Origin of the sequence: Tatumella citrea (genome assembly GCF_002163585.1) — a bacterium.
GTDB classification, from domain to species: domain Bacteria; phylum Pseudomonadota; class Gammaproteobacteria; order Enterobacterales; family Enterobacteriaceae; genus Tatumella; species Tatumella citrea.
Window position 1 is genome coordinate 4,409,967 of record NZ_CP015579.1, and the last position, 26,658, is coordinate 4,436,624.

The following is a 26,658-nucleotide window of genomic DNA, read 5'->3' on the forward strand; positions in this document are numbered from 1 at the left end:
CGGAGATAAGTGATGAGTCATTTAGCAGACACAGACAGCATTATTGAAAATTTGACCAGCCAGCTCTCTGCAACAGCTGTTGAAAGAGATAAAAGCGGCGGACTGGCATTAGAAGAAGTTGAATTATTACGTGACAGTGGGTTGTTGTCTTTAATTATCAGCCGTGAATATGGCGGACAGGGACAACCCTGGTCGGCAGCACTGGATGTGGTCAGGCGGCTGGCAAGATCGGATGGCTCACTGGCTCATCTCTATGGTTATCATTTCCTGAACCAGGTTGTTGCCAGAATCAGTGGTACTGAACAGCAGTTTGCTGAGCTACAACGCCAGACGGTCATACATCGCTGGTTTTGGGGTAATGCGAATAATTCTCTGGATAAACGAGTGACGGGGCGGCAGGAATCCGGGGGTTTTCGGCTAAATGGTCAGAAGAATTTTACTTCCGGCTCGCCCTACGCGGACCGGCTGCTGATATCGTTTCGCAGAGAAGATCAACCGGACACCATAGTCAGAGCTGTGATTGATCCCGCATCTCCGGGGTTGAGTATCCATAATGACTGGGATTGTATCGGTCAGCGGCAAACCGGCAGTGGTACCGTTAGTTATCAGGACGTATTTGTTGATCAAAAGGATATTCTTACCCTTGATTCCTCAGAGAACACATTACCCTTTAATACGTTAGGGCCGGTACTGGCACAGCTTATTCTGACTCATGTTTTTCTTGGTAGCGCAGAAGGCGCATTAGCCAGTGCTGCAGAATATACCCGTGAACAATCCCGCCCGTGGCACACCTCTGGCGTCGACCAGGCTCAGGATGATCGGCTGATCCAACGACGATATGGCGAATTCGCGGCACAGCTTGAAGCATTCACCAGCCTCGCCGACAGAGCGACAGCTGAATTTGATCAGGCTTTTGAGATGGGGCTGTTGTTGAGCGATATTCAGCGTGGTGAAACCGCATACCGTGTGGCGGCGGCAAATGTTTTTGGCGGTAAGGTCGCTCTGGAAATTTGTGGCGGAATTTTTGAAGTGATGGGTGCCAGGGCAACAGCGTCACGCTATGGATTTGATCGCTTCTGGCGCAATGTCCGAACTCACACTTTACATAATCCGGCTGAGTATAAATTACTGACGCTAGGACGCTATGCGTTGACCGGACAGCTACCTGACCCCGGGTTTTATTCTTAAGAGCGACATTATGCATTACAGACGATTAGGTAAAACAGAACGAAAGGTGTCAGTGATCGGCGTAGGAACCTGGCAATTTGGTGGCGAATGGGGACGTCCTTTTTCCCAGCCAGAAGTTGATGCCATTCTGGATACTGCGGCTTCGGAAGGGATTAACCTGATTGATACCGCAGAGTGCTATGGGGATCACTTGTCAGAACAACTGATTGGTAATTACCTGTCGCGCAGACAGCGTGACAACTGGCTGATTGCCACCAAGTTCGGCCACCATTTCACTGGTAATTTTGACCGGCAGGCTGAATGGCAGCCAGCCAGTGTCTTGCGTCAACTGGAAGCCTCTTTACGTGCCCTGAAGACTGAGCGCATTGATTTATACCAGTTCCATTCCGGCAGTGATGAGGTCTTTTTTAATGATGAGCTCTGGCAGTTACTTGCGGATCAGCAACGTGCCGGAAAGATAGGCCATTTAGGGATCTCTATTGCTAAGGAAGGTAATGCGAAACAAGTGGCTGCTGCTGCCGGTGTGGGAGCTGAGGTTATTCAACTGGTATATAACCGGCTTGACCAACGTGCTGAGGAACAGGCTTTTCCGCTCACCAGCGAATACGATTTAGGCGTGCTGGCACGGGTGCCGCTGGCCAGCGGTTATCTGAGTGGCAAATATCAGCCGGATGCCGTGTTTGCTGCTGATGATGTCCGTAGCCGGCATGATGCTGAAGAAACCTCTCAATTGCTGCGCAAAGTCGCGGATATCAGACAACAGGAAGTCCCGGAAGGCATTCCGCTGGCGCGCTGGGCTCTGGCCTGGTGCTTAACCAACCCTTCTGTGGCGGGAGTGATTCCGGGATGCAAAAACCCGCAACAGGTGACGGAAAACGCCAGGGCAACGGAACTGATTGATGCATCCGGACACTGGGTGAAATTCTGATGAAAGTTGCTGTGATAGGCCTGGGGGCGATGGGAAGTATGGCACTCTGGCAACTGGCGCAAGCCGGGGTCAGTGTTGACGGTTTTGAGCAGTTTGGCCTGGGTAGTGAACGGAGTGGGATTGGCGGAGAAAGCCGCCTGTTCCGTACTGCTTACAAAGAAGGGGCTCATTATGTTCCGTTACTAAAACGCTCCAGACAACTCTGGCAGTCACTGGAACAGCAGACCGGAACATCCCTGTTAACTCTGTGTGGCGGGCTGACTATTGGTCGTGAAGATGATGAGGGAATCAGTAAAGTCCTGCAGAGTATCCGCCAGTTTGATATTGCCCATCAGCGCCCTGAACCGGAACTGGCGAGACGTCTCTATCCCGGGCACCGTTTTCGTGATGATGAAATTGTTATTTTTGATCAGGAGTCGGGGTATTTACGTCCGGAGCTGGCAGTTACCACCGCACTCAGAAAGGCCGCAGATGCAGGCGCTGCTATCTATTCTCATTGTCCGGTAGAAGCGGTAGATACCGACAGTCAGGGGGCTTATATTCGGGTGAATGGTAGCCTCCGTCGTTATGATAAAGTGCTGGTTACCGCCGGTGGGTGGGTAAAAAAATTATTTCCCGCAATGAGTGATGATATCTTCACTCGTAAACTCATTCTTTCCTGGTTTCCTGCCAGAGATATTTCGTGGTTTTCCCCATCGCGGTTTCCGATATTTACACGACGTACTCAGGGTTATTTTAGTTTTGGTGTCCCTTCCATCGAAGGCAGCATGGTGAAAATAGGTATCAGTACACCGGGGCATATTGTTGCTGATACCGACAAGGAAGATTTCCGGATCACTGAACCAGAACTTGAGGCGACGCGGTATGTTATCAGGAATTTTATGCATGGCCTGTCAGAAGACCCTGTACGTACCAGTGGTCATCCGGATGCTTTCAGCAGTGATAAACATTGCGTGATCGGCCACCCTCCGGGACAACCTGATTTGCTACTGATGAGTGGCTTTTCAGGCCATGGGTTTAAATTAGCGCCTGCTATGGGCGAAGTGGCCATGCAGATGCTTTGTGAGAAGCGATTAACACTGTCTGTCGACGAATTTTCTCTGCAACGACTGAACCTGTTTCGCTAACCAGGGGGATATTATGCATCTTGATTTCCATTATCTTATTAATATTATTCCACAGTTACTGAAGTATCTGCCGATAGTATTGTTTATTGCATTTTGCTCTTTTTTCTTTGCTGTGGTTATCGGGATTGTTTTTTCGATAATTATTGAAAGAAAAATTCCTGTTATATATTACATCACGCTGGTGCTGGTCTCTTTTTTCCGAGGAGTACCGTCTCTGGTTCAGATATTTATTCTTTATTTCGGTCTTCCGCAGTTAGTTCCGGCGTTAAGTTCAATTAATGCGATGACGGCTGTGATTATGGCCCTGAGTATCCGAAATGCCGCCTATCTTTCTGAGGTATTTCGTTCAGCCCTGATCTCCGTTGATCCGGGACAATACGAGGCGGCATTATCGGTCAGTATGACGCGCCGCCAGGCCTACTGGAAAGTTATCTTCCCTCAGGCGGCCCGGATTGCCATTCCTCCGTCGGGTACCTTCTTAATCATGATCCTGAAAGATACTTCGCTGGCCTTTACTATCGGGGTGGTGGATATGTTTGCTCAGGCAAAGTTGATGGCCGCGGCCAGTTATAATTTTCTGGAATCCTATCTGGCGATTGGCTTGATTTACTGGGTGCTTACCGCGGTAATCTCATTACTTCAGTCAGTTCTGGAGAAATATATCAGTCGCCCTTACCGGAGAGTGTAGATAATGATAACTGTTGAGAATCTATCCAAGAGTTACGGGCGACACTCAATTTTTGAACGGCTAAATCTGGAAGTCGCTGAAGGAGAAGTGATCGCGGTTATCGGTCCGTCAGGGTCGGGAAAGTCAACGCTGTTACGTTGCCTTAATTTGCTGGAGCTTCCCGACGCCGGGCATATTGCTATCGATAATGTTGTTGTGGATGCGCCAAAGATTACAGAACCACAAGCTCTGGCGTTACGACGCAAAACCGCTATGGTCTTTCAGCATTATAATTTGTTTCGTCATTACACCGCGCTGGACAATATCAGCATTCCTTTACAACTTACGCGCGGAATGAGCCGTCAGCAGGCGAACGGTATTGCTCGTCAGCAACTGACGGAAGTGGGATTATCTGAGAAGGCCGATGCCTATCCGGTCGCTCTTTCCGGAGGACAGCAGCAGAGGATTGCTATTGCTCGCGCACTCGCTCTTGAGCCACAGGTGCTGCTTTTTGATGAGCCGACCTCAGCCCTCGACCCCGAACGGGTTGAAGATATTTTGTCACTGATGAGAACACTGGCCGGCAGAAAGATGACCATGATTGTGGTGACTCATGAAATGGAGTTTGCCTTTGAGGTCGCAGATCGGGTGATCTTTATGGAACAGGGCGGCATTACCGAACAGGGGACGCCTGACCAGATCTTTCGCCACCCTCAGCAACTCAGAACCAAACAATTCGTCAATAAATACGCCCGCTACCTGGTGCAGGGATAACAAAACGGCAATCCAGTGGGCCGGCAGCCGGTCGGTTTTGCCCCGGTTAACCTCCTTCTGCTGGCGGTTAACCGGGGGGCGGTTATTTACCGCCCAGCACCTGTTTCATCTGTTGCTCGTCAAGTTCACCGACCCGTTTTGCGACAAACAGAGTAGCGACACCGTTACCCACCAGGTTGGTCAGTGCACGGGCTTCTGACATAAAGCGGTCAATACCCAGGATTAGCGCCAGTCCGGTGACCGGCAGAGTGCCGACCGCCGACAGGGTGGCTGCCAGTACGATAAACCCGCTGCCAGTTACCCCCGCAGCCCCTTTTGAAGAGAGCAGCAGCACCACCAACAGGGTTACCTGATGGAAAATGTCCATATGGCTGTTGGTCGCCTGGGCAATAAATACCGCTGCCATCGTCAGATAGATAGACGTTCCGTCCAGGTTAAATGAATAGCCGGTGGGAATGACCAGCCCGACTACCGATTTCTTACAACCGACCTCTTCCATTTTTTTCAGCATCCTCGGCAGTACTGACTCAGAGGAAGATGTTCCAAGAACAATCAGTAATTCCTCTTTGATATAGCCGATAAATTTGAAAATGTTGAAGCCGATGTAACGGGAGATCAGCCCGAGAACAATCACCACAAACAGCACACAGGTGATATAGAAGCAGACAATCAGCTGGCCGAGTTGTACCAGTGAGCCGACGCCGTATTTGCCGATAGTAAATGCCATAGCGCCGAAGGCACCGAGGGGCGCCAGCCTCATGATCATATTGATAATGCCAAAGATCACCCGTGAGAAATTTTCGATGACATTGAAAATCAGCGTACCGGTATTTCCCAGGCGATGCAGTGCAAATCCAAACAGGATAGCGAACATCAATACCTGCAGAATATTGCCGCTGGCAAAGGCTCCAATCACACTGTTCGGGATAATGTCCATAATGAAGGACACAATACCCTGTTGTTTCGCCTGGTTAGCGTAAGTGGTAATGGCGGACGCATCCAGACTGGCAGGGTCAATATTCATACCAGCGCCGGGCTGCGCAATATTCACTACGATCAGACCAATAATCAGGGCAAGAGTACTGACAATTTCAAAATAGAGCAGGGCAATGGCCCCTGTACGTCCTACCGCTTTCATGCTTTCCATACCGGCAATGCCTGTCACAACCGTACAGAAAATTACCGGGGCAATCACCATTTTAATCAGTTTGATAAAACCGTCACCTAACGGTTTCATCTGCGTACCAATTTCAGGGTAGAAGTGTCCAAGAAATACTCCGATAGCGATGGCAATAAGTACCTGGATGTAAAGGCTGCGGAACAGCGATTTTTTCATAATGATCCCAGTCAGATAAAATAGCGTTTATTTTTATAGTCTCAGTCAACTACACGCTAAAAAGTAACAGTATGTTAATTAAAATCAAATAACATCACAGAGTTGAATGATGAATTGGTAGTTTTATGAACTGACTCGCTTCAGTAAGCGGGTATTTTTCAATCACCTGGTGATTTTTCTTTTCCTGACATGGTGAAAGCGGGTGAGAGAATGAAAAATAAACAGAAACAAAATCAGACATAGCAGTAAGTGCGCTGTTACTAAAAAGCTATTGAAGCTTAGTAAAGTCACACTATGCTGGCAGCTATCAGCTTAAACAATGAATTGTGTATTCGTCTCCGCTGAACGGAGCCATTTTCTATTTTTTCAATTTAATCTCAACAGAGTCAGGAGAATTCATGAGCCAGTTCCAATCCAAAAAAATCACCTACCATTCCGGCAGCACTGAACTGGAAGGCGTTCTGGTGTTTGATGCCAGCCTGAAACACCCGGTTCCGGGTATTGTCATGGCGCCAAACTGGATGGGCGTGACTGATGCGGCTGTTGAACTGGCAGAACAGACGGTAGCTCAGGGATATGTGGTGCTGGTCGCCGATTTGTACGGTAAAGGAGTGCGCCCAACCTCTGCAGATGAAGCCGGTACAGTGATGATGACAGTTAAAAATACTCCGGAAGAAACCGGACGTATGGCTGTTGCTGTTCAGGCATTAACTGCCCAGACTGACGCTCCGGTCATTGCTGACAAAGTTGCTGCTATCGGTTTCTGTTTTGGCGGTCACTGTGCGCTGGAATTTGCCCGCAGCGGTGCTTCAATCCAGGCAGCGGTTTCTTTTCATGGTGGTCTGGACACCTGCGGCAGCTATGACGCTAAAGATATTAAAGGCTCCGTCCTGGTTCTGGATGGTGCAGAGGACCCGCTGGTGGCCCGTGAGCAACTGCCTGAGTTTGCCCGTGAGATGACTACAGCCAAAGTTGACTGGAAACTTCACAGCTATAAAGGTGCAGTACACTCGTTCACTGATGTTCATGCCAATGTGAAAGGTATGGCTGAATATAATGCCGATGTCAGCGCCCGTGCATTTTCTGCCATGTTTACCCTGCTAGAAGAAGTCTTCTGATTTCCGTCACCAGCGGATTCAGAGAGACTCCCGGCACTCTGGTGCCGGGAGTCAGAGGCTTATAATTTTAGCGACGCCTGCATATAGAAAGTGCGTGGCTCACCGGCATACAATCCCTTATTGTTATCATCATAAGAGCGAATGTAGTAAGGCTGATCAAACAGGTTTTTCACCCCAAACCCGACTTTCAGGTGAGAATATTGTGGCCCAAAATCGTAGCCAACCCTTGCTCCCCATAACATATAGCCGGCAATCCGTCCGGTACTTCCATCGGCGCTTTCTGCCACAGTATTGGCGTTATCGGCAAATTGTCCGGACTGGTATTCACCATTAATGTTGAAAGCCCAGGACCCCGGCGTGTAATCAATGCCCACCACACCTTTATTTTTAGGTGAGAACGGTACCTGGTTACCATATGTGTCACCATGTTCCCGAATCTCTGCATTCACATAAGCATAGCTGGCATAGATCGATATATTCTCCAGGTGCGGTGACAGGGCGGATAAATCATAGCGGAACTGCGTTTCCAGACCACTATGACGGGTTTTCCCCCGGGCCGTCACCGAATCATCAATCTGGTTTGAGTCGTACTGGTTGTTAAAGTTAATCAGGAAGATGCCCGCTTCTGCGCTGAGATAACCATCATCGTAACGGGTACCGGTTTCCCAGGTTCTGGCTTTTTCGGGTTCAACACTACCGCTGCTGACTGCCTTACCTATCTGACTGTACTGCACTGTGCCGAATGACCCTTCAGTATTGGCATACAGATTCCAGCTGTCGGTCAGATGATATAGTACACTGAGCGCCGGTAATGGGGCATTGTAACTGATTTTCTGATGAGTATTTTTCAACGCATCGTTCTGATAAGACTCAATGTGTTCAAAGCGCATACCGGGGGTAATCGTCCAGTTACCGATATCTATCCGGTCATCAGCATAAACCGCATGAGCTTCGGTGCCTGAGCGGGTATCTCTGTCGTAGGGGCTGGAAACGGATGGCAGAATTCCTTGCGCAGTCGGGGTGTAATAGCGCATTTCATGGCTGGATTCGCTGATATAACGGTATCCGATGCTGACTTCCTGAGCAGAGGGTCCCAGTAAAAAACTCTGACTGTATCGTGGTTCAATTCCACGCACCCAGTATTCACGAGGTGAAAGGGTAATTTTGCTGCCTTGCTGCAGGTAGCCATTACGCAGGGTATGGGTGAAAAATCCCAGAACATTAAATTTATGCTGCATATCGGGTTGGTACTGGTAACCGAGGCTGGCCAGCTCCCGACGCCCCCAGAACTGATCATAAGGCCGGGTCGATTGCCAGCGATTGGCATGATAGTCAGAGCGGGTAAGTCCTCCTGGCATATCCGCACGGCCATCATAATATTGCAATAAGCTGGTGAAGGTGTTGACGCGATCCGGGGCATAGCGGCTTTTTAGCATGATGTCATCAATACGGGTGGCACTATGTTCACGCCAGTCGCTGCCACGGGTTCCTGAATAGAGCAGAGCACTGCCCAATCCATTATCTGCGGTTCCGCCTACTAACAGATTGTGAGTTTCTTTAGGGTTGTTCTGTGAGGATGTTGGGCTTAGCATACCTTCGACCCCGGCTTCAATGCCAAAGTCTTTCGGGATGGCGCGGGTCACATAATTTACGACACCCCCCACACTTTGTGGCCCGTATCGCACCGCTCCGCCATCACGCACCACATCGACGGCATCCATATTACCGAGAGATACCGGAGCCAGCGAAAGCTGAGGCTGCCCGTAGGGAGCAAAGGGGACCGGGATACCATCCATCAGGATCGTTGAGCGGGTAGCCAGTCTTGGGTTGAGCCCCCGTATACCAAAATTCATGGCCAGATCATCGCTTCCGGTTCCGTTATTATCTGGCGCGTTCACCCCGGGGATTCGGTTCATCACCTCACGAATGGTCGTGGCACCGGTTTTGCTGAAATCATCACGACGAATAACATCTCTGGCTCCCGGGTGTTCAAATACGTCACTTTCACGGGCATCTCCCAGCCAGTCACCCACGACGGTCATTGAGGTTGTCGGAGCCTGAACTGCGGGCACAGGGAGTGCAACGACTGTCCAGCTGCCGGACCCCAATGGTTTCGCCTGAAGCTGGCTGTCTGCCAGTAATGCCTGCAGCCCGTCGCCAATACTATAATCGCCCGACAGACCATGGCTTTGCTTACCGCGTGTCAGGCGGGCGTCGATCGATAAGGTAATCCCGCTTTCTGCAGCATAGCGGTTCAGGGTGTTATCCAATGTATCTGCCGGAAGCTGATAGTGGTGCAACGGCAGAGGAGTGCCTGCACTGATGTTGCTGCTGAACAAGCCTGCTCCGGTGAGTAATGAGAGCTGCAGGCAGAATACCAGAGCGGAACGCGGATATTTTTTTGCTACAGAAGCCTGACCAGAGGTCTTCATGTTATCTCCATCATTTTTTTAATCATTACCAATGAAGTCGAATGAAAAATAAAAAAGGACAACATGAACTGAACATTTTTTCCGGATAACTCAGGATCTGCCTCTGATCAGAATGATGTATTGGGTAATGTATTGGATGTTAACCGGAAGCGTGGCCGCGATTGCCTGAAGAGCGGCAGGAATATTGGTCAGAGGGAAGGTACCGCTCAGTCTCAGTCCGGCAACCGACGGGGTACAGCGTAGTACCCCGGGGTGATATTGCGACAGTACACTGACAACCTTGCTAAGCGTCTGGTCGCTGAAACTCACCGTACCATTGATCCAGTCACTGGAGTGAGGGTCGGCAGGTCGTAGCTCAGAGAATCCGGCAGGGTCAATACGCAGGCTTTGACCCTCAGTCACCAGTACAGACTTCTGCGGGTCGTGGAGCAATACCGCTCTGACCGCATGTTCCCTGACACTGATCAGGACCTTATCTTCCCGTTGTTGTACCGTAAACCGGGTCCCTAATGCGGTCAGCAACGCTGGCTGGGTCAGTATCCGGAAAGGTCGATGGGCCAGGTCATGGCCGGTTTTTATCGCAATATCACCATATAACAATTCAATCAGACGTTGCTGACTATCAAAACGGACATTGGCTGCACTGTCGGTATTCAGGGTTAGCAGGCTACCATCTCCCAGGGATTGATGCAGCATTTGGCCGGTTGCGGTGTGATAATCGGCTCGCATACCTTCTGCCAACTCTGAATGCCATAACTGCCAGCCGGTGGCCGCGCTGCCAGCCAACAGTAGCAGACCTTTCAACACTGAACGGCGGGTGGCCGGAGAGTCGGCCATCAGCCCCTCCGTGACCCCGACAGGAATAGCATTCATTTGTCGGCGCAGAGACTCTACCTGCTGCCAGGCCCATTGATGATCGGCATGGCTTTGGTGCCATTGCTGCCATTTACCGGTTTGTCGGGCTGTGACCGAGGGATCATTCAGCTGTGCATACCAGTAAGAGGCCGAACGTAATGCCCTTTTTTTCGACTCAGAAAGTGCCTGTACCATTACAGGCCATGCTCCAGACGAAACAGCAGACAATGCTCAGTAGCCTTCGCAATATATTTTTTGACCGAACTGACTGAAACCCCCAACTGATTAGCAATCTCACGGTAGCGTAAACCTTCCAGCTGAGACAAAAGGAATGCCTGTCGGGCTTTATCACTCAAACATGCCAGCATTTGGTCAACGAGTTGCAGTGTCTGTAAATGAATTTGCTGTTGCTCTGTATCAGGGACCTGATCAGCAGGTAACAGCGACAGCATTTCCAGATAACTTTTTTCCAGAGCCTGCCGTCGAAAAAGATCCACCATGACCCGCTTTGCCACGGTACAGAGAAATGAGCGAGGGTCACGGATAGTTTGAAGTGATTGCTGACCAAATATTCGCATCCAGGTATCCTGGGCAATATCCTCTGCGTCGAACAACGAATGCATTTTCCGTGTCAGCCAGAGAGTCAGCCAACTATGATAAGAACGGTAAAATACATCAAAAGTTAAACTGGCCGGTGAGGTTGCAGAATCGGTCATGGTCATAATGATCACAGGTAAGTGCCAGGGTATATATTAATATGAGAATGGTTATCATTTCAATCCTGGGCGTCAGAGAACAGGCGGTGGGTGATAATCATAAATCTGTCATGTTCGCTCCCTAGTATGCCTGTCATCTTAATCTGCGAGCGAACCCGATGAAAAACCTGTTAAAAACTCTGCCGTTGCTGATACTCCCTGTCGTCAGTATCACCGGTTATGCGGCCGATGCACCGGGCATCTGTGCACCAAAAGCCTATGAAATGGCATTGCGTTACCAGCAAAAATCAGCTGAAATTATGGCTCTGCAGCTGCAGACCTATAAGTTTGCCCGCCAGGATTTTCTGCAGAAGGCGGCGCACTTAGCATCGCCGGAAAAGGCAGCAGTGGTGATGGACCTTGATGAAACCGTACTGGATAATTCAGCTCTGCTGGTCAGGGATATGGAAAATTGCCATGATTACACGCAATGGGATACCTGGGATGCCTGGGAAAAGAACGGACATCCGGGATTAATCCCGGGGGCTAAAGCGTTCCTGCAAACCGTGACCGATAAAAAAGTGCATATTTTCTATGTGTCCGACCGCTCTGAAGCCAATAAACAACAAACGCTGGCCACATTGCGTGCGTTAGGTCTGCCTCAGGTCTCCGCAGATAATGTATTACTGGATACTGCCTCCAAGCAGGTGCGTCGTGAAGCAATCCGACAGCATTACAATATCATTATGTTATTCGGTGACAGCCTGCCTGATCTCGCGGCTCAGTTTAAGAATAAAAAGACCACCGATCAGCAGCGTCAGCTGGTACAAGACAGCGAAGCGCATTTTGCCGATGACTGGATTGTATTGCCAAATTCGGCGTACGGATCCTGGTCAAATGCTCAGCTGACCCCCTGGAAACCTTAATCTGCCTGATTATTGTGATTCGTTTTGGTGCAATGCCTGCAGTGGCTGTGCAACAGCCCATTGCAGGCAGTCCCCGATAACTGGCGCAGGTTTTGCATTAACCCTTACAGGTCCTCATTTTGTAAGGTAGCGTTTAACGTGTCTCAAGCACTCAATGAATACGAACACGAGGCAGTCCCTGACTCTGCCCGTAAAAGTTTATTTTCTGTCGCTGTAGTCTGGGCTGGTTTTCCAATGGTGATGGTTGGCGCCTTTGTCGGGGCGCAGATTGTTACCAGTCTGGGGTTCACCCGCGGTATGCTGGCTATTATCACCGGTAATATTGTACTGGCCGTATATGTTGCCTGCCTGAGTGCACTGGCGGCCAGGCAGGGTAAAACCTTTGCGCTGAGCTGCCGGGAGATTTTCAGTCCGGCAGGAGCAAAACTGATTGCGGTATTTCTTTCCGGGCTGGTTGTCGGCTGGTTTGCTGTGCAGACAGGGCTGGCGGGTCATGGCCTGAACACACTGTTGGGTCTGCCGTTAGGTTGGTCAGTGGTGGTGGTCGGCGCAGCATTTACTCTGCTGTCTATGGCAGGTATGCAGATGCTGAAGCCGATAAGTATCATATCGATCTGCCTGTTTATTATTACCGGGATTATCAGTGTGGTACTGAATTTCCGCCATCACAGTTGGCAGCAGGTAGTGGATTTTACTCCGCCTTCCGGCCACAGCCTGGCTCTGGGCATTGGTGTCACGATGGCCATTTCGGTATTTGTTGATTCCGGTACCCTGACGGCAGATTTTACCCGCTGGTCTAAAACACCTTCCCAGGCAGTTATCGCTTCACTGGCCGCGTTTCCTGTAGCAAATACTTTGCCGATGTTACTCGGCGGGTTAGTCGCAGCTACCGGAGAAGCCACCGACGGCGATTTCGCTCATTTACTGACACAGTTGGGGCCTTATTTTGGCATATTTGCGGCGGTGTTCTTTGTGATCAACTGTGCTTCAGTCGCCACTCATGGTCTGTACAATGCCGCCTCTGGCTGGAGTTCGGTGATCCCCCTGAGCTTCCGTCATCTGGTGGTCCTGCTGGGTATTGTCGGCACCGGGTTGGCGTTGGCGGGCATCAGTAACTGGCTGGTGAACTGGCTGAGTTTGTTGGGAATCATTGTACCGGGAATTGGCGGTGCGATTATTGGCTGGATGATTGCCGGGCAGGGGCGTTATGCTCCGGGCTATCTGATTACCGGCTGGGTATTCTCGATAATCTGCAGTACCATCTGTTATCTGCACGCACCACAGTATTCTGTCGCGGTTGTCTCCATTCTGTCTGCCGTATTGTTCTGCTTATGTGCATTGCCGTTTGCCAGACAAACCAGTGCAGCCCGGGATAATGCCTGATGAATGTGCCGTTCCCGCAGATGCGGGATCGGCAGTCGCAGTTAGTCAGCGTAGTTCATAATCATTAAAGATCATTGGTGTGTCGCCACCATCAATAATCTCTACCTTGCCCGGAGAGGTAAGGAAAGCATCTCCCTTATGAACCCATAGCTCTTTATCATGATTAGGTTTGTCTGGTTCACTGATCAGAACACGGCCTTCGGTAAAGAAAACCCGCACTCCCGGCCCATGTTGTTGATAGGCGGTAGTACTTTCTCCGGGTTGAAGTGTCACTTTCCAGCCCCGTACCGTCGGTTTATCCAACACTTCTCTGAATACCGGCAGATCAGGGCGTCGGGCCTCGGCAAAATGCAGCGGCCCATGCTGGCGGATTTCGAAAGCAACCTGTTGATTTATCGTCTGGCCGGTATTGGTGACTTTATCCGTCTCAGATTTACCCTGATGGGCACCGAATTTAACATTACCGCTGGCCATCACGCTGTTTGCTGACGGCTTATCCGGATAAGAGATAGTGACTGGGCTGCCGTCGATATGAGTATTGACATAATCGAGATGCTGTTCATGAAACAAGGTAGAAGCACCTGGCGGGATCATCACCCGCATTACGGTGACATACTGGTTTTCCAGTATCACATGATGCATTGGTTCAAGATGGGTCGGGACAACTTTTTCTGCCGCCTGGCTGGCTGAGGGGGCAGCCAGTACAGCCACTAGCAGACTAAGCAAAGAGGGGGTGACTTTAGACATCTTAACTCCTGTCAGAAAATATCGGTGAGGCGGGGGAGATTAACGTTCGACCATGGCAACCCAGTTGGCCCCCGCTCCGGAAGGGTAGCGTGACAGCAGTGACAGTTCACCGCTTTGCTGATCGATGCTGTATAGCGAGAAATGGTCAGACTGCAGACCGGTTTCAATCAGGAAATGCCCGCTGTTATCAATGGCAAAACCGCGTGGCAGTTTTTCGGTTTTAATACTCCGAAGTAACTTCAGGCTGCCGTCTTTTTCAGAGATCGAAAAGGCGGTCAGCAGACTATTAGTGCGTTCGGTTGAGTAAAGAAACTTACCGTCAGGGGTGATATGAATATCGGCCTGCCAGATCCGTGGTTTCGGCGTTGCCGGAAGATCAAAATCACCAGTCAGTGGCCGTGCCTCACCCTTTTGCATCGTCGCTGCAATATCAGGGGCGATAGAGGGGGTGACTTCTTCCGGAGTGACGGTACCGTCTTTATTGATTTTCAGTTTTTGAATATTGCCGGCCATTTCGGTCAGCAGATAGATATAACGGTTACCGTCGGCAGAGTTGTGGGGGGCAAACACAAAATGGCGCGGACCAATGGCGGCTTCATGCTGAATATTCACTGCCGGTGGGGTAGCAGGGGTGACCTTGCCGCTTTGCGGGTCGAAATGAAATTGCAGGAACTGGTCAGCACCCAACAGTGAGACATATAAAAAATGATTTGTCGGGTCAGTCTGAATACAATGTGCGCGCTTGCCGGTATGGACAATCTGTACCGGAGGCGACTCAACCTGTCCCTGATCATTGATACGGTTTATTGTAAAAAGGTCCCCGCCATAGGAGGCTGACAGTAAAAAGTGACCGGTTTTATCCAGAGAGATGTAGGCCATACTTTCCTGAAGCGGGGTTTCACCGGCGGGTGTCAGTTTTCCGTCTGCCTCAATATGCCAGCTCATCACCCGATAGGGTTTGCTACGAATCGCGGCATACAGTGTCTTTTTATCCGGAGAAACGACCAGCGGCATAACTTTTTTGGCTGCAGTCCAGGTACCGACAGGCTGCATTTTCTGGCTGTTTTTATCCAGAGACCAGCCGGAGACTGTGCCGCTGTCAGCGTTAGAGATGTAAACATAATCCTGTTGTTGTGCAAAAACGTTGGCAGACGCGGAACACAGGCCGAGCAGGGCCGCAGTGAATAACATCTTTTTCATTCAAAACCTCGACGTTGGTTAACGACAGTCCTTTATCCGGCAGACCGGTATCTGAACTGCTGCGGAATTTCTTTTCGAAAGGCTATCACTTGCAGGAATGGCATCGCCTTCAGTCAGTCGGGCAACTCCTTTGCCCGTTGGTGTCGCTGACCCGTGATTCTGCTTTAGTTGTCTCGCTAAAATCGCCGGACTACCAGTGATAACGTGTCACAAATTATGAGTTTACTGATCATTATGTTTCATCGAATTCAGTGAGAGTTACCCGGCTGTGATACGACGAAGTCGGTTTGATCGTGACTGTCAATCTTTAGAGGTTCCACCTTACCCATAATGAACATAAAGGTGACCGCGCCAAATATGCAGATTCCGCCAGCAACCACTAACGGCACCACAAATGAGCCGTGGCTGACACTCAGCATAAATCCGGTGAACGACGCTGTGACAATGCCTGCCAGGTTTCCGGCAAAATTCTGAATCCCTCCCAGGGTAGCCACATAGCCTGAAGCCGGTGCCACATCGGCAGGCAATGTCCAGATATTTGAAGCGGTAAAAGCCAGTCCGGCGTAAGTCAGGGAAAACAGTGTCAGAATGACGGTTATGTTTGAAGTAAAGGCCGCAAAAGCAATGACTGAAGAGAGCAGCATTCCCGCGATTAAACAGGTTTTACGGGCGGTGGTCAGACTGAAGCCTTTTTTATACAGCCAGTCGGAAGTGATCCCTCCCAGCAAACTGCCAGGGATCCCCATCAGCGCCGGAATTGCTCCCAGAGTACCCAGTTCTTTCAGCGAAAACCCTTGCGACATTGTCAGATACGTCGGGAACCAGGTCACGAAGAAGTAGGTAGCAAAGTTCATGCAGAAGAAACCAATCATCATGCCCCAGACGGTGCGATGACGGAACAATGACCAGAGTTTAATTTTTTCATCGGGGCGCGAAACCACCATTTTCCGGTCTTCCAGCAGATTTTGCCGTTCGGTTTCATCCAGGCCCTGTTTTTCTTCCGGATCCCGGTAGAACATCAGCCAGATAACTACCCACACCAGACCGATAGCCCCGGTGACGACAAACGAGGTTTCCCAGTCCCAGGTACTGATAAGCCAGGCAACCAGCGGTAGTGCCAGGGCGCTGCCGGCCCGCGGACCGGCATCAAAAATACCGCTGGCGGTGGCCCGCTCTTTTTTGGCAAACCAGGAGGCAACGACTTTGGCACACCCCGGGTTACCGCCGGACTCACCGACACCGAGCAACAGACGGGAGATAAAAATGGAGGTGAATCCACGACCAAAAGCGGTGAACACAGTGAACAGTGACCACCAGCCGACGGCAACGGCCAGACCGATGCGGGTGCCAAGCCGGTCGATAATCCGACCGGCCGGAATTTGCATCAGCGCATAAGTCCAGAAGAAGGCACCGAGGATCAACCCCATTGATGCATCATCCAGGCCGAGATCTTTTTTGATATGTGGTGCGGCAATGGCCAGATTGATGCGATCGATATAGTTGATTGCGATGGCGAAGAAGCAGAAAAGTATCATCAGCCAGCGTATTTTTGGGTACTTGCGCATGCGATTTTCCTTTACAATTATCACCCGTCAGTTTGCCTGTCGTGGTGTGGCTTTTATATGCAGGAGTACAGGCTGTGGTGAATAACCACAATTCTGTTAATAAATGGTAAAATTTAATAACAGTGTTCTAATACATTCATCTACACTGTTAACATTGCGTAAAAGTAAGCGATTACAAGAATCAGTCAAGGTGAAAGTAAGCGCTTTCAAAGTGATGACCGGTTTCTGTGTTAATTTTGTGGCGAGCATCACTTTTTAGGAGATTTATCATGGCTGATAAACCGAATACGACACGTGTCTCTCTGGAAGATGTTGCCCGGTTATCCGGCGTATCAACGGCGACAGTGTCCCGGGTACTGAATGGCAGTGCTACGGTCAGGGAATCACGCAGGGAAGCTGTTGAAAGAGCCTGCAAAGAACTCGGCTATGTGATTAACCGTGCCGCGAGAACCCTGGCATCCCGCAAAAGCATGACGATTGGTGCAGTGGTACCCACGCTGGCAATAGAAACTTTTTCCCGCTCAATTGATGCGTTCCAGAAGATGATTCATCAGCAGGGGTATACCTTGTTGTTGGCAAATTCCGGTTTTGATATGGATATTGAGCTTAATGAAGTTAACAAGCTGCTGGAGTACGGTGTTGATGCGTTAATGCTGGTCGGGCATACCCATCATCCACGGTTATGGGAACGGTTGGAGCAGCAACAAATCCCTTATATCCAGGCGTTTTCTATCGACCAGCACCGGCCAAGTGTCGGTTATGACAGCATTCTGGCATCACGCCAGTTGTTGCAACATCTGTTGGATCTGCAACACCGTAATTTCGCTGTGATTTTTGGCAGCCCGCCCTCCAATGATCGATTGTCCGAACGGCTGGAAGGTATCCGGCAGGGTTTGCAAGACGCCGGATTATCGCTGGATCCTGAAAACTGTGTGGACAATGCATTCACCATGAATGAAGCCCGGCAGGCAATGTTCCGTTTGCTGGATGGCCCGCGCCCGCCAACGGCGGTGATTTGCGGGAATGATTTACTGGCTTTCGGTGCAATGCGCGCTGCGAGGGAGCGTTATCTGCGTATCCCTAATGATATTTCGATTACCGGTTTTAATGATTACGAATATGCAGAACATCTCGAGCATCCGTTAACCACCATGCGAGTGGATCTGGCGGAGATTGGCCGGCTGGCCGCAGAATATTTACTGTCGTCACTACAGGATGGTCACACTCAGCCGCTCACCAGTGTCACCCCTCAACTGATTATTCGTGGCAGTACCGGCAGCGCACCGCAGAAATAGCCGAATGCACAGCCTGCCGTTTGAAGTGAACGGCAGGCTGCAACCAGTTACAGATCTTTATCAAACCATGGCCCGCGCCTCAGGTAACTCTTATCCAGTTCTGCAGGATTTCTGACGCCGATTAGTGCCATATCGCGGTCTATTTCATCGCGCAAAATATGCATCGCATGTTCAATGCAGGGTGCTGCACCGATAACACTGGCGTATAAAAATGGCCGGCCAAGAAACACAAAGTCAGCCCCCAGGGCCATGGCTTTCATAACATCGGTACCGCGACGGATGCCACTGTCGATAATCACCTTCATCTGGCCTTTCCCGGCGGCAATTTCCGGCAATGTGTGTAGCGGCGGTACGGTGTAATCCAGCTGTCGGCCGCCATGGTTAGACAGGATGACAGCATCGGCCCCACAGTCCCTGGCCATAAATACGTCTGCCGGGGTCATCAGCCCTTTAATCACCAGATTCCCCTTCCAGCGTCTGCGGATCGCTTCAACATGCGTCCAGCTAAGCTTGTCGCGGGCGTTGGTATTGCGGACTTTATTCGACATCATCGGCGGGCCGCGTTCGGCATCGGTATTTTCAAAATGCGGTGCTCCGTGGCGCAGATAAGTTTGTGCCACAGTTCCCAATAGCCAGCGCGGGCTGGTGGCGCTTTGCCACATGACTTTCGGGGTAATTTTAATTGGCATACTAAAACCGCTGCGGGTGTTGTGTTCGCGGTTTCCCAGCATTGGAGTGTCACCGGTCACCACCAGAGTCCGGTATCCAGCCTGTTCGACCCGATCAAGCAAACGGTCAATACGCGGCTGATCGCCGGCCAGGTATGCCTGAAACCAGGCATCGGGATTTTCAGCAATCACATCTTCCAGACGAATCAGCGAAGATGCACTGAGAATCATCGGAACATCCATAGCTTTAGCCGCCCGGGCCAGATTAATGTCGGCGCGGTATGACACGAATGAGGCGCCACCTAACGGTGCAATACCAAACGGGTGGCGCCAGCGCTTGCCGAACAGTTCAGTGCCCTGATCGCGTCCCGATACGTCACGGAACATTCGCGGCAAAAAGGTGTATTGCTGGTAGGCCTCGAAATTCGCGGCAATACCGCGCCCGGTTTCAACACCGCCGGCAACATACTGATAAATCATGGGTGGCAACCGACGTCTGGCGTGGCGCTCGAAATCATCCAGAGCCAGCAGGTCACGAAACTGATGCGGTACAGTGCTGGCCGGGCGGGACTGGCTCACAGGAATCTCTGTTGATTTTTCCTGAGGCGCGGGAGTAAGAGATACCGTCATAGTGAAATATTCATCCTTAAAGGCAACAGGTTTCCGGAAGTTACCCGAAATGTAAGCGTTTACAAGTCAGTGCTTATAATCTGTGCTGTTTAATGATAAATTAACATCCTGTTCATATATTTTTGTGAGGTTCATCACTATAATAACTATTTTGTAAGCCATTACATTTCGTCTTTACAGTAGTATTGACCGCGAAATCATCAGTAATCTGCTGATGAAACCCGGATGACGGAGGAGTTAATGACGCATCGGATCGTTTTACTTCATGCGACCCCGGTAGCTATGGCACCGGTTCACAGCGCGTTTAAAGAGTTATGGCCGGAAGCTGAACTGGTTAATTTGCTGGATGACGGGCTAACCATTGATCGGGCGAAAGAAAAAGAACTCTCTGCAGAGTTATGTGATAGGTTTGTTAAATTTGGTCGCTACGGTTACGCCTGCAATGCATCGGCCATACTGGTCACTTGTTCAGCATTTGGCCCTGCGATAGAGCAAATGGCCAGAGAGTTACCAATTCCGGTACTGAAGCCTAATGAAGCGATGTTCGCCGAAGCTCTTCAGGCAGGCAAAAACATTGGCATGCTGGCGACGTTTGCACCGTCGGTGATCACGATGGAAGCTGAATTTGCGGAATATGCCAGGCAACAAAACAGCAATGCCACCCTGAAAACACTGGTGGTGGCTGATGCCATAGATCTGCTGCGTCAGGGAGATGCAGAACAGCATAACCGTCTGGTGGCTGAACGCGCACCTGAACTGGCTGAATGTGATGCCATTATGCTGGCCCATTTTTCTACGTCGCGGGCGTTGGAAGCCGTGAGTGAAAAGGTCAAAACCCGTGTGCTGACGGCGCCACACGCTGCAGTAAACGCATTAAAAAAACAATTCTATGGTTAATTTTCTCTGAGGACGGCAGGCATGTTGATTGGGGTTATCGCGGATGATTTTACGGGGGCGAGTGATATTGCAGTCACTTTGGCCCGTGGCTTAAATGGTGAAGGTGGTCTGAAAACCGCTCAATACCTGGGAGTGCCAACTGCTCCGGCTGATCCGTCAATTGATGCCGGGGTAGTTGCCCTGAAAAGTCGTTCGGTAGCGGCTGAACTGGCGGTCAGTCAGTCGCTGGCTGCCTGTCGCTGGTTACAGGCTCAGGGTTGTCAGCAAATCGTCTTTAAGTATTGTTCGACCTTTGACTCTACTGCTCAGGGAAACATTGGCCCGGTACTGGATGCCCTGGCCAGCCACTTATCGGCTAAAAGTATTGTGGTCTGCCCTTCGTTTCCTGCTCTGGGCCGCACCCTGTATCAGGGGCACTTGTTTGTCCATGACAAACTGCTGAATGAATCAGGAATGCAGCATCATCCGGTGACTCCGATGAAAGATGCCGATATTCGCCGGTTGCTGAGTGCTCAGTCCACGACTCCTGTCAGCCATATTCCCTGGCAGACCGTCTGTTCAGGAGCTGCAGAGATAAAATCTCAACTGACCCGCCTGGGAACAGAAGGTCCCCGGCTGGTTGTGACAGATGCAATAACTGACCATGACCTGGCTGAAATTGGCCTGGCCTGTGCCGGGTTACCACTGCTATCCGGGGGATCGGCGATTGCCTCCGGGTTACCACATAATTTTATTCGTGAAGGCCAGGCGAAGCCGTCTGATGGCTCATTGCCTGCCATTCATGGCCCGGAAGCTATTCTGGTGGGCAGTTGTTCCGGTGCGACACTGGGACAGATTGAGAAACACAGCCAGCAGGCGGCAGTACTTGCTGTCTCTGTGGACCAGGTGATGGAAGGCCAGATAAATGCCGGAACACTGGTGGAATTTATTCTCAGTCACCAGGGGCAGGCCCCGCTGATTTACTCTTCCGGAACACCGGAGGAAGTCGCGGCCAGCCAGAAAAAATATGGCCAGCAGGCGACGTCTGCGGCCCTGGAAAATCTGTTTGGCGAAACAGCCAGATTGCTGGTGGATGCCGGTGTCCGCCGACTGGTGGTTGGCGGGGGTGAAACCTCAGGCGCGGTAGTCAGTGCATTGTCGCTCGGTCATCTGGCCGTCGGAAAAGAGATTGATCCTGGCGTACCGGTATTACAAACCACCGGAGACCAGCCGCTTGCCCTGGCTCTGAAATCAGGCAATTTTGGCAGCCCGGATTTTTTTGCGAAAGCACTGGCGTTTCTGGCAGGGGAAGAGAGTGAATAGTCTGCTTCCTTACCTGCTACTGCTGCTGATCGGTGTGCTGGGAATGGTGGGTCACAATATGGCTGTTGTGTATGCCGTAGTTGCCCTGTTCCTGATCAAAATTACTCCGCTGTCCCGGTTCTTTCCGTTTATTGAAACCCAGGGGGTGACGATTGGCATCATCATCCTGACGATTGGGGTCATTGCCCCGCTGGCCAGCGGAGATATGACACTGCGTTCACTGATACGCACCCTGGCGGACTGGAAATCCCTGGCTGCCATCGTGATTGGTATTTTTGTTTCGTGGGTCGGCGGACGGGGTGTCACTTTTCTGTCAGCCCAGCCCGGAATTGTCGGGGGATTACTGGTAGGTACCATTATCGGCGTTGCCTTTTTCAAAGGAGTACCGGTAGGGCCACTAATTGCAGCAGGGCTGGTCTCTTTATTATTTTTAAAATAACCGACGACTTTTATTATTTATATTAAATAACAATACCTTAGTTTTTTATTTTCCGTTCAGTTCTGTGCCTGAAAAGTCGGGAGAGGCGTGCGGTATTTGATTTATAACTGAAGCTATGAGCAGGAGTGTAAAAGTGAGACCAACGAGTCTGGCTTTAATTATCGGGCTCTCGGTGTTCTCGGGGAAAGCTGTGCAGGCTGCAGACACCCCTTCAGCATCGACGATAATTGAGCAAGGAAAATATTTATCAGTGGCCGCGGACTGTGGAGCCTGTCATAACTCCCCGACAAGCGGAGCTGCTATGGCGGGGGGCTATGCGATTGCCTCACCAATGGGCAATATTATCGCCAGCAACATTACCCCGTCAGTGACAGCCGGCATTGGTAATTATACCGAACAACAATTTGCCCGGGCGGTCAGAGAGGGAGTTAACGCACAGGGCGACCATCTTTATCCGGCAATGCCTTATACCTCGTACAGTAAAATGACTGACAGTGATATTCATGCGCTGTATCAGTATTTTATGCACGGGGTTCAGCCGGTTGATACTCCGGCTCCGGCCACAAAGCTTCCGTTTCCGTTCTCAATTCGTAGCAGTATGGCGTTGTGGAATATGCTGTTTGCCAGCCAGCAGCGTTTCACTCCGGATAGCCAGAAATCAGCTCAGCTAAACCGGGGTGATTACCTGGTCAATGTGCTGGAGCACTGTGATGCCTGCCATACTCCTCGTAATTTCCTGATGGGTCAGAAAAATGACCTGGCTTTATCCGGCGGGCAGGTGGGTAGCTGGTATGCTCCTAATATCACTTCTGATAAAACTGCCGGTATTGGTAGCTGGAGCGATGACCAGCTGTTTCAGTACCTGAAAACAGGTCATGTTGCCGGTAAAGCTCAGGCCGCGGGCCCTATGGCAGAAGCCATTGAGAACAGCCTGCAACACCTTAGCGATGATGATTTGCATGCCATTGTTGCCTGGCTGAAACAGGTTCCCGCCTCGGGCGCCACAGCTACGGAATCACGTTTTACTCAGGGTGCGCCTTCAGACAGTGAGGCCGCCATGCGCGCGACCGATCATCCGGATGCCGGCTGGGTCGTGTTCAGTAACAGCTGTGCTAACTGCCACCAGGCCAACGGTGAAGGCAGCCAGTTTTATCCTTCGTTATTCCACAACAGTGCAACCGGTGCCGCACAGCCGGACAACCTGATTGCGACCATTCTGTTTGGTGTCCGCCGTCACGCCGACGGCCAGTATGTTGCGATGCCAGCATTCGGACCTGCAGCTTCGTTTGTTGACCGGCTCAATGATCAGCAAGTTGCAGATGTGGCTAACTATGTCTTAAAAAATTACGGAAATGCCTCACTGACTGTCACTGCCGATCAGGTGAAAACAGTTCGTGAAGGCGGGCCTGTACCGGCCATTGCTTATCTGTCAAATCCGGCAGTGTTAGCTATCGGTGCATTGATTGTGCTGGTGATTCTGGGCCTGATCGTGACTGCAGTTCGCAGAAGGGGGAAAAAATGACAGCAAATAATCGCCATCCTTCCGGGGTTTCACGCCGTCGTCTGCTGCAGGGTATGGGCATTCTGTCGGTTGCCGGGTTATGTGGTTCACTGTTTCCTTCTTTTCGTGCAGCAGCAGCAGAACTGCAGGACAGTGGTTTTATCCCGTTATCTGAATTTCTGGTTAATCGCCGGGTGAACCCAATTCTGGCTCAGCGTTACTACGATGCATTGCATCGCCATGATGAAAAATTTGATCAGAAGCTGGCATTGCTTAAACAGGATATTCAGCCAGGAAAGTATCAAAACATTGATGATTTTCTTCAAAAAAATGCCGTCGGAACAGATTTACGACAGGCAGCAGGTCAGGTCATTTCTGCCTGGTACACCGGAGTGGTAGGCAACGACGAGAAACTGGAACTTATCGCATATGCAGACGCGATGATGTATGTGCCCACCAGTGGCGTTCTTGTGGTTCCAACCTATGGCAGTGGCCCGATTTCCTGGGCTGCCGTTGACAATAAACCCGCACACCAGGGGCCGGCTGTATGAGTCAGAATAACGTAGATGCAGAAGTAATTATTATTGGTTCCGGAGTGATGGGCGGGCTACTGGCGACTCAGCTGTCTGCTGCCGGAAAATCAGTGATTATTGTTGAGGCGGGCCCACGTGTTACACGCCAGCAAATCGTTGACCGTTTCAGAAACTCACCGTTCAAGATGTCACTCACTAATATGAAATTGCAGGGTGTCGGCTCGCCGTATCCTGATTTACCTCATGTACCTTCCACTTACGGCAACTACCTGCAACAGGTCGGGCCGGTAAAATACCCGACTAAATACCTGCGTGTCGTTGGCGGAACCACATGGCACTTTGGTTCCGCTTTGTGGCGGATGATTCCAAACGATTTTAAATTGAAGACGTTGTACGGACATGGCAGAGACTGGCCGTTTGGTTACGACGAACTGGAACCCTGGTATTGCGAAGCAGAGCATGCACTGGGAGTGTCAGGAGTCGATGGACAGGACGAGAGCGGGCACGGTGGTAAACCCTGGCCTCCACGCTCTAAACCTTTCCCGATGCCGGGCTTACCTACCAGTTATATGTTTGACCGGCTGAGCGAGTTGCTTGGTAAAGGCGGTTATAACCCGGTGCTGGAACCAAATGGCAGGGCGACCCGCCCCTGGGGCAATCGTCCGGTATGTGCAGGCAATAATAACTGCAACCCGGTGTGCCCGATTGGTGCCAAATATGATGGTTCAATGCATATCGATCAGGCAGAACGGCTGGGTGCTAAGCTGCTGGACAATTCGGTGGTGTATAAAATAGAAGCGGATGACAACGGTAAAATCACCCGTATCTGGTATAAAAAGCCTGATGGTTCTGAGCATTCCCTGACAGCAAATCTGTTTATTGTGGCTGCCTATGGGATTGAATCACCGAAATTATTGCTGATGTCTACCTCAGAAAAATATCCGAATGGTATTGCCAACTCTTCTGATCAGGTCGGCCGTAATCTGATGGGTCACACCGGCATTAGTATGAACTTTATGATGGCCGAGGATGTCTGGCCGGGGCAGGGACCAACAGAATTACTGGTCTATCTAAACAACCGTGATGGTGAGTTCAGAAAAACGTTCCCGAGCTATAAAATCAAAGTGCGTAATACCGTGCCAACCGCTGATTATGCTTCCGGGCTGATTAGTAAAGGGGTATTAGGTTCAGAACTGGATGAGCAACTGCGTAAGCTGTCAGCCCGTTCGCTGAACTTCGCCATTGATTTTGAGACAGTGCCATTGCCGGAAAACCGGGTCGTTCCCAGTAAAACCAAAACTGATGCAATTGGAATTCCGCTACCGGAAATATCGTACAGCGTGACCGATTACTGGCAGGCAGGGAAAGAAGCAGGGCTGAAAGATTTTGCGAATTTTGCAAAATTACTGGGGGGCGATGTGCTGAAAATCGACACCAATTATCAGGATCGCCAGCATATTATGGGAACCACCATCATGGGCGATGACCCGAAAAATTCGGTGGTGAATTCTGATTGCCGGACCCATGATCACCCGAACCTGTACATTGCCGGAACCAGCGTGATGCCTTCGGCATCCTGTATGAATCCAACTCTCACCGGGGCTGCGTTAAGTTTGCGGCTGGCAAATCATCTGTTGAAAAACGTACTGGTTTAATCTGAACCCGCGTTGTCTGCCGGAGACCCTTTCCGGCAGACAACATAAATCATCACTGTTAAATCAGCTGATTAAGTGCCGCATACTGTAGCAACATAATGGTTTTAGCATCGTTAATTGCGCCGGATTTCATCGCCTGTAAAGCTTCACTGAAGCTCATCTCAAGGACTTCCAGATCCTCACCTTCTTCCTGTAATCCACCGCCAGTGCTTACCTGATCTGCTGGCTGATATTCTGCCACAAACAGATGCAGTTTCTCGGTTACTGAACCGGGGCTCATCCAGGCTTCAAACACTTTCTCAACCTTGTCTATCCGGTAGCCGGTTTCTTCTTCAGCCTCTTTACGAATCCTCTCTTCCGGCTGTTCACCTTCGAGTAAGCCAGCGGCAACTTCAATCAGCATCCCGTCGCTGCCATTCACAAATGCCGGCAGGCGAAACTGGCGGGTAAGAACAACCGACTGACGTTCACGGTTATATAACAGCAGTGCTGCGCCATCGCCATGGTCATAAGCTTCACGATGCAGACGTTGCCACTCACCATCCCGGCGCTGATAATCAAAAGTGTATTTTTTGAGCAGATACCAGTCATCAGAAAGTGTCTGTGTATTTACTATCCGGACTCTGTTGTTCGCTGATTGCACTGCCGTGCCTCCCTCAGGATATTCTGATGTTGACCTGTTGCTGACCGGCTAAATAAATCTGCCTGCTGTAGCAAAGTGTATCGGATATCCAGTGTAACGCCGGGAGGAAGATTGTGATACGGAAAGGCTGCTATTGCAGCCTTTCCGTTCAGAC

24 protein-coding genes are annotated in these 26,658 nt (G+C 50.6%); 15 read left to right on the forward strand and 9 right to left on the reverse strand.

Translation table 11 applies throughout. The features are described from left to right. Positions 1–12 precede the first annotated feature (12 nt). Genes A7K98_RS20850 through A7K98_RS20870 form a run of 5 tightly spaced genes read left to right on the forward strand, consistent with a single transcriptional unit; the run spans position 13 to position 4,684 of the window. Entirely contained in the window at positions 13–1,188 is a 1,176-nt protein-coding gene (locus A7K98_RS20850; RefSeq protein ID WP_087490246.1) for an acyl-CoA dehydrogenase family protein, read from the forward strand. Positions 1,189–1,198: 10 nt separating this feature from the next. After that, on the forward strand, positions 1,199–2,116 hold the full coding sequence (locus tag A7K98_RS20855) for an aldo/keto reductase (RefSeq protein WP_087490247.1): 918 nt from the start codon (positions 1,199–1,201) through the stop codon (positions 2,114–2,116). Beyond that, positions 2,116–3,243 carry an N-methyl-L-tryptophan oxidase gene (solA, locus tag A7K98_RS20860; protein ID WP_087490248.1) on the forward strand — a complete coding sequence of 376 codons (1,128 nt, stop codon included), beginning with the start codon at positions 2,116–2,118 and terminating at the stop codon, positions 3,241–3,243. The genes A7K98_RS20855 and solA overlap by 1 nt, the downstream gene beginning before the upstream one ends. A 13-nt stretch (positions 3,244–3,256) precedes the next feature. After that, positions 3,257–3,931 carry an amino acid ABC transporter permease gene (locus tag A7K98_RS20865; protein ID WP_087490249.1) on the forward strand — a complete coding sequence of 225 codons (675 nt, stop codon included), beginning with the start codon at positions 3,257–3,259 and terminating at the stop codon, positions 3,929–3,931. Positions 3,932–3,934: 3 nt separating this feature from the next. Continuing rightward, complete coding sequence (locus A7K98_RS20870; protein WP_087490250.1) at positions 3,935–4,684, forward strand: amino acid ABC transporter ATP-binding protein; 750 nt, start codon at positions 3,935–3,937, stop codon at positions 4,682–4,684. A gap of 82 nt (positions 4,685–4,766) precedes the next feature. On the opposite strand, the gene A7K98_RS20875 is transcribed toward A7K98_RS20870, so the two are convergent. Continuing rightward, a complete protein-coding gene (locus A7K98_RS20875; protein WP_087490251.1) occupies positions 4,767–6,020 on the reverse strand; it encodes a dicarboxylate/amino acid:cation symporter in 1,254 nt (417 codons plus the stop codon). Positions 6,021–6,418: 398 nt separating this feature from the next. Between A7K98_RS20875 and A7K98_RS20880 the strand changes: the two genes are divergently transcribed. Beyond that, positions 6,419–7,138, forward strand: a complete 720-nt coding sequence (locus A7K98_RS20880) for a dienelactone hydrolase family protein (protein WP_087490252.1) — start codon at positions 6,419–6,421, stop codon at positions 7,136–7,138. A 59-nt stretch (positions 7,139–7,197) separates the two neighbouring features. On the opposite strand, the gene fecA is transcribed toward A7K98_RS20880, so the two are convergent. From fecA to fecI, 3 genes are all read right to left on the reverse strand, one after another. Continuing rightward, positions 7,198–9,570 carry a TonB-dependent Fe(3+) dicitrate receptor FecA gene (gene fecA, locus A7K98_RS20885; protein ID WP_087490253.1) on the reverse strand — a complete coding sequence of 791 codons (2,373 nt, stop codon included), beginning with the start codon at positions 9,568–9,570 and terminating at the stop codon, positions 7,198–7,200. Positions 9,571–9,660: 90 nt separating this feature from the next. Continuing rightward, complete coding sequence (fecR, locus tag A7K98_RS20890) at positions 9,661–10,620, reverse strand: ferric citrate uptake sigma factor regulator FecR (RefSeq protein WP_087490254.1); 960 nt, start codon at positions 10,618–10,620, stop codon at positions 9,661–9,663. Beyond that, positions 10,620–11,141 (reverse strand): ferric citrate uptake sigma factor FecI, encoded by a 522-nt coding sequence (gene fecI, locus A7K98_RS20895; RefSeq protein WP_087490634.1) that lies wholly within the window; start codon positions 11,139–11,141, stop codon positions 10,620–10,622. The genes fecR and fecI overlap by 1 nt, the downstream gene beginning before the upstream one ends. A gap of 158 nt (positions 11,142–11,299) precedes the next feature. On the opposite strand from fecI, the gene A7K98_RS20900 reads away from it, so the two are divergent. Both A7K98_RS20900 and A7K98_RS20905 read left to right on the forward strand, forming a co-directional pair. After that, the gene (locus A7K98_RS20900; RefSeq protein ID WP_087490255.1) at positions 11,300–12,046 is read left to right on the forward strand and encodes a 5'-nucleotidase, lipoprotein e(P4) family; all 747 of its coding nucleotides are present in this window, start codon (positions 11,300–11,302) and stop codon (positions 12,044–12,046) included. Positions 12,047–12,184: 138 nt separating this feature from the next. Continuing rightward, complete coding sequence (locus A7K98_RS20905; protein ID WP_157666039.1) at positions 12,185–13,429, forward strand: purine-cytosine permease family protein; 1,245 nt, start codon at positions 12,185–12,187, stop codon at positions 13,427–13,429. 45 nt (positions 13,430–13,474) lie between these two features. On the opposite strand, the gene A7K98_RS20910 is transcribed toward A7K98_RS20905, so the two are convergent. The 3 genes from A7K98_RS20910 to A7K98_RS20920 form a co-directional block, all read right to left on the reverse strand. Further along, positions 13,475–14,176, reverse strand: coding sequence for a hypothetical protein (locus A7K98_RS20910; RefSeq protein ID WP_087490257.1), 702 nt, complete (start codon positions 14,174–14,176; stop codon positions 13,475–13,477). A gap of 39 nt (positions 14,177–14,215) precedes the next feature. Further along, the gene (locus A7K98_RS20915) at positions 14,216–15,376 is read right to left on the reverse strand and encodes a lactonase family protein (protein WP_087490258.1); all 1,161 of its coding nucleotides are present in this window, start codon (positions 15,374–15,376) and stop codon (positions 14,216–14,218) included. A gap of 248 nt (positions 15,377–15,624) precedes the next feature. Next, complete coding sequence (locus A7K98_RS20920) at positions 15,625–16,941, reverse strand: MFS transporter (RefSeq protein ID WP_087490259.1); 1,317 nt, start codon at positions 16,939–16,941, stop codon at positions 15,625–15,627. A 269-nt stretch (positions 16,942–17,210) separates the two neighbouring features. Here A7K98_RS20920 and A7K98_RS20925 point away from each other — a divergent pair, with 269 nt between their 5' ends. Continuing rightward, positions 17,211–18,236: a LacI family DNA-binding transcriptional regulator gene (locus A7K98_RS20925; RefSeq protein WP_087490260.1), complete on the forward strand. Its 1,026-nt coding sequence runs from the start codon at positions 17,211–17,213 to the stop codon at positions 18,234–18,236. A 47-nt stretch (positions 18,237–18,283) separates the two neighbouring features. On the opposite strand, the gene A7K98_RS20930 is transcribed toward A7K98_RS20925, so the two are convergent. Beyond that, complete coding sequence (locus A7K98_RS20930) at positions 18,284–19,534, reverse strand: alpha-hydroxy acid oxidase (protein WP_038016297.1); 1,251 nt, start codon at positions 19,532–19,534, stop codon at positions 18,284–18,286. Positions 19,535–19,774: 240 nt separating this feature from the next. On the opposite strand from A7K98_RS20930, the gene A7K98_RS20935 reads away from it, so the two are divergent. The 6 genes from A7K98_RS20935 to A7K98_RS20960 all read left to right on the forward strand — a co-directional run bounded on the left by A7K98_RS20935 (position 19,775) and on the right by A7K98_RS20960 (position 25,861). Continuing rightward, complete coding sequence (locus A7K98_RS20935) at positions 19,775–20,431, forward strand: aspartate/glutamate racemase family protein (protein WP_087490261.1); 657 nt, start codon at positions 19,775–19,777, stop codon at positions 20,429–20,431. Positions 20,432–20,452: 21 nt separating this feature from the next. Beyond that, positions 20,453–21,733 (forward strand): 3-oxo-tetronate kinase, encoded by a 1,281-nt coding sequence (gene otnK, locus A7K98_RS20940; RefSeq protein WP_087490262.1) that lies wholly within the window; start codon positions 20,453–20,455, stop codon positions 21,731–21,733. 43 nt (positions 21,734–21,776) lie between these two features. Beyond that, positions 21,777–22,172: a DUF441 domain-containing protein gene (locus tag A7K98_RS20945; RefSeq protein ID WP_198361203.1), complete on the forward strand. Its 396-nt coding sequence runs from the start codon at positions 21,777–21,779 to the stop codon at positions 22,170–22,172. A 115-nt stretch (positions 22,173–22,287) separates the two neighbouring features. Continuing rightward, the gene (locus A7K98_RS20950; RefSeq protein WP_087490264.1) at positions 22,288–23,694 is read left to right on the forward strand and encodes a c-type cytochrome; all 1,407 of its coding nucleotides are present in this window, start codon (positions 22,288–22,290) and stop codon (positions 23,692–23,694) included. Next, on the forward strand, positions 23,691–24,224 hold the full coding sequence (locus A7K98_RS20955; RefSeq protein ID WP_087490265.1) for a sugar dehydrogenase complex small subunit: 534 nt from the start codon (positions 23,691–23,693) through the stop codon (positions 24,222–24,224). The genes A7K98_RS20950 and A7K98_RS20955 overlap by 4 nt, the downstream gene beginning before the upstream one ends. Beyond that, positions 24,221–25,861, forward strand: coding sequence for a GMC family oxidoreductase (locus A7K98_RS20960; protein ID WP_087490266.1), 1,641 nt, complete (start codon positions 24,221–24,223; stop codon positions 25,859–25,861). The genes A7K98_RS20955 and A7K98_RS20960 overlap by 4 nt, the downstream gene beginning before the upstream one ends. A 58-nt stretch (positions 25,862–25,919) precedes the next feature. Here A7K98_RS20960 and A7K98_RS20965 read toward each other — a convergent pair whose 3' ends face one another. Beyond that, a complete protein-coding gene (locus tag A7K98_RS20965) occupies positions 25,920–26,504 on the reverse strand; it encodes an NUDIX domain-containing protein (protein ID WP_087490267.1) in 585 nt (194 codons plus the stop codon). Positions 26,505–26,658: the final 154 nt, after the last annotated feature.